The organism is bacterium, assembly GCA_037131655.1.
In the GTDB taxonomy this organism is placed as follows: domain Bacteria; phylum Armatimonadota; class Fimbriimonadia; order Fimbriimonadales; family JBAXQP01; genus JBAXQP01.
On record JBAXQP010000176.1, the window covers coordinates 1 to 5,879 of the forward strand.

Below are 5,879 nucleotides of genomic sequence, written 5' to 3' on the forward strand. Positions count from 1 at the left end.
GCGGTGGCGGTCGTAGCAGCGGTGGCTATGGCGGCGGCGGCGGCGGTCGTAGCAGCGGTGGCGGCGGCGGCGGCGGTAGCCGCTGGTAAACCCTACCAGTTTGCTTTTTTGAAAGCGCAGGGACTTCCTTAGGGAAGTCCCTGTTTCTTTTTTTTCTAGACACATCAATAATCCACATGTTAAACTTAAGAAGAGGCAGAATTGATTCATGTGGTGGTCGGCACGACTTCCCTTAAGCTAATTGCCTATTTCAAAATTCGTTAAAAACACAAACAGATGATTATCAAGAAATCAGGAATTGTCGAACAAGTAATAGCAGATCGAACAGGCGCACAGGAAATAGAAGTGGTGGCCGATAACGAACACCGATACGCCATAAACTATCCGGCGCTAACCGGCATAGTGAAGGTCGGCGATAGAGTTATCCTCAACACAACCGCCACGGCTCTTAACCTTGGCACGGGTGGGTTTGATTTCGTTATTCATATCGACCGCCAGGATGTACCAACGCAGACGAATGGGCATTTAATGAAGCTGCGTTACACTCCCCTTCAATTCGGGATGCAGGCCGGTGAAGAGAAATATGCCGACCTTATGCCTGAGGGTTTGGACGGGACACCTGTAATCGCTTGCTGCCTCCACAGCCAAATTGCCTCCGTCGCCTTTGCCGTTCGTTCTATTCGCCCTAATGCCATAATCGCTTACGTTATGACCGACACCGCTTCCCTTCCTCTTGGGTTTAGTAAGCTAGTACCAGCGCTAAAAGAGGCTGGAATGCTGTCGGGCGTTATTACATGCGGTCAAGCCTTTGGCGGTGATATTGAAGCTGTGAATGTCTATAGCGCATTGCTCTTAGCCAAATGTGCGCTCAAAGCGGATGTGATTATTGTTTCACAAGGACCGGGAAATGTTGGAACGGGCACTCCGTGGGGATTTTCAGCAGTAGATCAGGGACAGACACTCAATGCGACTGCCAGTCTTGAAGGCAAGCCTATCTGCTGTCTTAGAATTGGCTTTGCCGATAAGCGACAAAGGCACGTTGGTATCAGCCATCATTCGATTACGGTTCTAAAGCAAATCGCCCTTTCTCGCTGCCTGATACCTTTGCCCAGTCTTCCGAAAGAACAAATGCAGTCAATTCTTACCGAAATCAAAGATAGTTGTCTAACCGAGACGCATGACATTCGAGTAGTAGATACCGATGGCGTTTTCGAGGAGCTTATAATGTCCGGTCTACCCCTTTCCACAATGGGTCGAACGCCTAAAGATGACCCGGCCTTCTTTAAAGCCTGCCTGGCTGCCGGTCTTGTTTTGGAATAAAGGTGATTATTTATGAACCTAAAAGAAACTCTTATCAAATCAGAGGAAATCTATAAAGGTCGTGTAGTCAGTTTGCGAGTGGATACCGTCCAAGTACCCGATGGCCGCACTACTACCCGTGAGGTTGTCGAGCATCGCGGCGCCGTCGCTATTGTGCCGCTTCTTGGCTTAGATAAAGTCCTGATGGTTCGCCAATACCGCCGAGCCGTAGATGATGTGTTGATTGAAATCCCCGCCGGAACTCTTGAACCAGGTGAAGCCGTCGAAATCTGTGCCGCCCGTGAACTTGAAGAAGAAACCGGTTATGTTGCCGGTAAAATCGAACCGCTCTTCAGCCAATACCTCGCCCCTGGCTATTCACAGGAAGTGCTCCACGTCTTCCTCGCCCAAGATCTTCGAAAAACCAAGCAGAATACAGAAGGGGATGAATTCATCGAAGTGTTGGAGGTCAAAATCTCAGACATCTACTCGATGATACAAAAAAAGCAAATTAAGGACGCCAAAACCATCGCAGGGTTGTTGATGACACTTAGAATTCTCGACAAGTAACTGTCTATCAAGCAGAAACAGGACGTTTTGTGTCATAGTATCAGGGTTATAATAAAATATTTACATGTCCGAGCAGGAAGGAGCGAATTTTATGGATCGTCCACAAATTCCAGTTTTCGAGAGAACAGGTAACAAACCAAAGGTTATGCGTAATGAAGGGTTCATCCCGATTGCGCTCAGCCGACAAGATAAAGACGCCTTATCCTTACAAGCCAAAGCAACGGATTTAGCCATAGCTCTACGAGCTGTCGGCACCTCCGGTGTTGTTGAGCTTGTTGAAGATACGGAGGCGGGAGGCAAGTTCCTTTGTATCGCCCGTGAGATTCAGCGTCATCCAATTAGCCACAAATTATTGAATGTCAGCTTCCAGGAAGTGACGCAAAAGCAGCGAATTCACATGACCATTCCTGTGGTCTTAGTGGGTACGCCAAAAGCAGTTGCAACTGGAGCCGGTATGCTTCTCCAAACATTCGAGCATATTGACGTAACCATTCAAGCCACCTCAGCGCCGGAGCATATCGAAGTTGATGTCTCAGAGATGGAATTAGACCACGCGCTCCATATATCCGACATCGTCCTACCCGAAGGCGCGGTTTCTAACACTCCTCCCGAAACAGTTATCGCGACTCTAACACTTCCTAAGGCAAGAACTGAAGAGACAACAGAAGCTGAAGCTCCTGCTGTGACCCCTGCTGCCGAATAATAATATTTCAAAGAGTTCCGGCAAGTTGCCGGAACTCTTTTTTATTAGTGCATCTCTTTATCGCCAAGCAGCGTTTGAAGGTAGTTGAGTTGGCCGAAGTGATAAGTTGTGTTCCAATAATGCATCATCATAATATCGGCCATCGAGCGCACCATGCCTCCGCCGAAGGGAAGCACGATGGTATGCTGAAGATCTGAGTCGGGGAACTCGCGGATAGCCTTATACAACTCTTCGCTGTTATTACGGCAAATTTCTTCACATTCCTCCAACGTCTCCCACTTGCTTCGCTCTTCGATGGCTTTTACCATCACATCATGTGTAAAAGGCGGCATCTGACGAGTTAGAAGCATTGGCACTGCGATAAGAGGGAATTGCGCGCACTCTTGCAAAATACTCAAAGTGCTACGGCCGTTATCCATCGGTTTCCAATTCAGTTTATCCTCTGGAACCGCTCTGGCAGTTCGAAACAGGTCTTCCACTGCGCGTTCGGTAGTTTGGATGACATAATCTTGAAATCGCATACGAGCCTCCTTGTCCAATTACAAATAGTGTATCAGATTGGTACAATAACGGCAAGTATGAAATTAAAGGAAAAATATGCGCGAACTTAATTGCGACATTTTAATTGCCGGTGGTGGGACTGGCGGTACGGCTGCAGCCCTGCATGCGGCTCATTTAGGAAGTAAAGTGATTCTTCTTGAGGAAACTGATTGGCTGGGCGGTCAATTAACGGCTCAAGGAGTATCGGCGCTGGATGAGCACCCCCATATCGAGTATTTCGGCGCCACACAAAGCTATTATCAGCTTCGAAATGCCATCCGGCAGCATTATGCCCGCGAGTACCGGCTTGCCCCGCGAGCTTATGACAGACCCGAATTCAACCCCGGCAACTGTTGGGTCACAAAATGTGCATTCGAGCCGACTGTCGCGGTCGCGAAAATCAAAGAGATGTTGGCTCCCTTAAAAGATAAGTTGGACATAATATATTTCGCCCAGGTTATCGAACTCAAAATGCAAGGCGACCGGATTGAGTCAGCCTTAATTCGACTTGCCGGCTCAACGGAAGAAGTCATTAAGGTCAAGGCTAGTTGCTTTATTGACGCCACCGAGCTTGGTGATCTGCTGCCCCTTGCTGATGCTGAGTATGTGCTGGGACGCGAAAGCAAAGCGGAGACCGGCGAACCCGATGCCTACGATACGCCCGATCCCGACTGCATCCAAAGCTTTACTTTCCCTTTCATCGTCGAATGGCGGCCAGGCGATAACCACACGATCGAAAAGCCCATCGACTATGAGGCGCTCAAAACGCTACAACGATACAGCTTCAAAGACAACGTAATCGAGGACCTTTTTGAAGGCCAGTGGTCGCTTTGGACCTACCGGCGACTGCTCGCTGCAGAGAACTTCGATGACGCGAGCATCCCGTTTGATGTGTGCTTAATAAACACTGCCAGTAATGATTATCGCGGCCCGGCTGCGCTTGGTAAATCACCTGAAGAAGCTGCGCGAGTTCTGGCTGAAGCCCGCCGAGCCTCCCTTGGCTACCTCTATTGGATGCAAACGGAAGCTCCTCGCAGTGATGGCAAGGGCTTCGGTTATCCCGAGTTAAAGCTCCGAAAAGACCTATTAGGAACCGACGACGGCATCTCCAAAACCGCTTACTTCCGAGAATCGCGAAGAATGAAGACATTGGATACGATAAAGGAGCAGGATGTGGTCGTCAGGGATGGCAACGGCAATCTACTCAACCCCGGCCCACGCGCTAAAGAATGTTGGGATACAGTTGGTATCGGCTGGTACAACCTTGATTGCCATCGTTCGGCAACAGGTGATCCGGGACGTTATTGGCCTACCCGCCCCTTCCAAATCCCATTAGGCGCCCTTATCCCAGTGCGCATCGAAAATTTAATCCCAGCCTGCAAAAACATCGGCACTACCCATCTTTCCAACGGTTGCTACCGATTACACCCAGTAGAATGGGCCATCGGCCAAGCAGCAGGAACGATTGCGCACTTCAGTCTGGAAGAAACCGCCTCGTTAAAAGCTATCTACGAAGATCGCTCTAAGGTCAAAGACCTCCAGCGCACTCTCTTAGCCTGGGGCGCGCCGCTGTATTGGTACGTCGATGTCCCCATAGGCGATGAAGTATTCTCGATTATCCAACAGCTTGCCATAGAAGGCCGTTTCAAAAAAGACCCCGCTCCCGACCTCCGCTTCAGACCGGACGACCCGCTAACCCTTGAAGAAGCTTTAATTTGGGGAAACAAAGACCTAACCGACATGCCTCGAAGATATGCAGCGATGGACTTGGGATTTGATCTATAGCTGGATAACTGCCAAAAACTCGTTGGTGACATCGTTAGCAAACAGTAGACCGGAATGGGTGAGGCGCAGGTTGTTGCCGTCGTATTCGAGGTGACCGCGGTGCATTTCTTTGCCTATTACCGGTTCGATTATTTTGCGAACAGGGAGGTCATAGCGGGCTTCTAATTCGGAGACTTGAATACCTGATGTGAGGCGAAGACCGAGCATGATGGTTTCGCCTAATGATTCCATTCGCGAAAGTGATTCCTTTGTACCCACAATACTTTGCCCACTTGCCATTCTATCTATATAGCGGCGAGGATGCTTGAGATTCTTCCAACGAATATTATCCACATAAGAAACCGCCCCAGGACCGAAGCCAATATACTCTTTATTATGCCAATAGACTAAATTGTGGCGGCACTGGCAGCCACTCTTGGCATAATTGGATACTTCATACTGCTCATAACCCGCCTGCGGAGCCATGAGTATAGAGGTTTCAAACATCGACATCTCGTCGTCTTCAGCGGGCAATTTGAGCGTGCCACGCTTCGATCGTTTATAAAAGGCCGTATTAGGTTCCAATATGAGGTCATAAAGTGCGAGGTGTTCGGGGGCAAGGTCGATTGCCTGCTTTATATTGCTCTCCCAAAGGCTCAAAGTCTGCTCAGGCAGGCCGAATATAAGATCGAGATTAAGATTATCAAATCCCGCCGATCGAGCCAATTCCACCGCCTCAACTGCTTCCTGGGAGGAATGAATTCGCCCAATTCGTTTTAGCTCCTCATCATCGAACGACTGCACCCCAAAGCTCAAGCGATTAAACCCGGCCTTTCGCATAGATTGGAGCTTGCTTAAATCCACCGTCCCCGGATTAGCCTCAGCGGTAATTTCAACCTCATTTTCTACGGTAAAATTATTGTTTATGGCTTGAAGAATGCGGGCTAATTGTTCCCCACTCAAAACAGTGGGCGTCCCCCCGCCGAAAAAGATACTCGGCACA

At 49.2% G+C, this 5,879-nt stretch carries 6 protein-coding genes; 4 read left to right on the forward strand and 2 right to left on the reverse strand.

All coding sequences use genetic code 11. The annotated features are described in order from the left end of the window. The first annotated feature begins 276 nt into the window (after positions 1-276). The 3 genes from WCO51_08840 to WCO51_08850 all read left to right on the forward strand — a co-directional run bounded on the left by WCO51_08840 (position 277) and on the right by WCO51_08850 (position 2,572). A complete protein-coding gene (locus WCO51_08840; protein ID MEI6513365.1) occupies positions 277-1,320 on the forward strand; it encodes a DUF3866 family protein in 1,044 nt (347 codons plus the stop codon). Between the two features lie 12 nt (positions 1,321-1,332). After that, complete coding sequence (locus WCO51_08845) at positions 1,333-1,869, forward strand: NUDIX hydrolase (protein ID MEI6513366.1); 537 nt, start codon at positions 1,333-1,335, stop codon at positions 1,867-1,869. Positions 1,870-1,960: 91 nt separating this feature from the next. Continuing rightward, positions 1,961-2,572 (forward strand): 50S ribosomal protein L25, encoded by a 612-nt coding sequence (locus WCO51_08850; GenBank protein MEI6513367.1) that lies wholly within the window; start codon positions 1,961-1,963, stop codon positions 2,570-2,572. A 44-nt stretch (positions 2,573-2,616) separates the two neighbouring features. Here WCO51_08850 and WCO51_08855 read toward each other — a convergent pair whose 3' ends face one another. Beyond that, entirely contained in the window at positions 2,617-3,093 is a 477-nt protein-coding gene (locus tag WCO51_08855; GenBank protein ID MEI6513368.1) for a hypothetical protein, read from the reverse strand. A gap of 76 nt (positions 3,094-3,169) precedes the next feature. Here WCO51_08855 and WCO51_08860 point away from each other — a divergent pair, with 76 nt between their 5' ends. Continuing rightward, entirely contained in the window at positions 3,170-4,897 is a 1,728-nt protein-coding gene (locus WCO51_08860; GenBank protein MEI6513369.1) for an FAD-dependent oxidoreductase, read from the forward strand. Here WCO51_08860 and hemW read toward each other — a convergent pair. After that, a partial coding sequence (gene hemW, locus WCO51_08865; protein ID MEI6513370.1) for a radical SAM family heme chaperone HemW occupies positions 4,892-5,879 on the reverse strand: 988 nt, incomplete at its 5' end. The genes WCO51_08860 and hemW overlap by 6 nt on opposite strands.

Coding starts and splice junctions, on each gene's coding strand:
- WCO51_08840 (MEI6513365.1), top strand. CDS start 277: ATGATTATCAAGAAATCAGGAATTGTCGAACAAGTAATAGCAGATCGA.
- WCO51_08845 (MEI6513366.1), top strand. CDS start 1,333: ATGAACCTAAAAGAAACTCTTATCAAATCAGAGGAAATCTATAAAGGT.
- WCO51_08850 (MEI6513367.1), top strand. CDS start 1,961: ATGGATCGTCCACAAATTCCAGTTTTCGAGAGAACAGGTAACAAACCA.
- WCO51_08855 (MEI6513368.1), bottom strand. CDS start 3,093: ATGCGATTTCAAGATTATGTCATCCAAACTACCGAACGCGCAGTGGAA.
- WCO51_08860 (MEI6513369.1), top strand. CDS start 3,170: ATGCGCGAACTTAATTGCGACATTTTAATTGCCGGTGGTGGGACTGGC.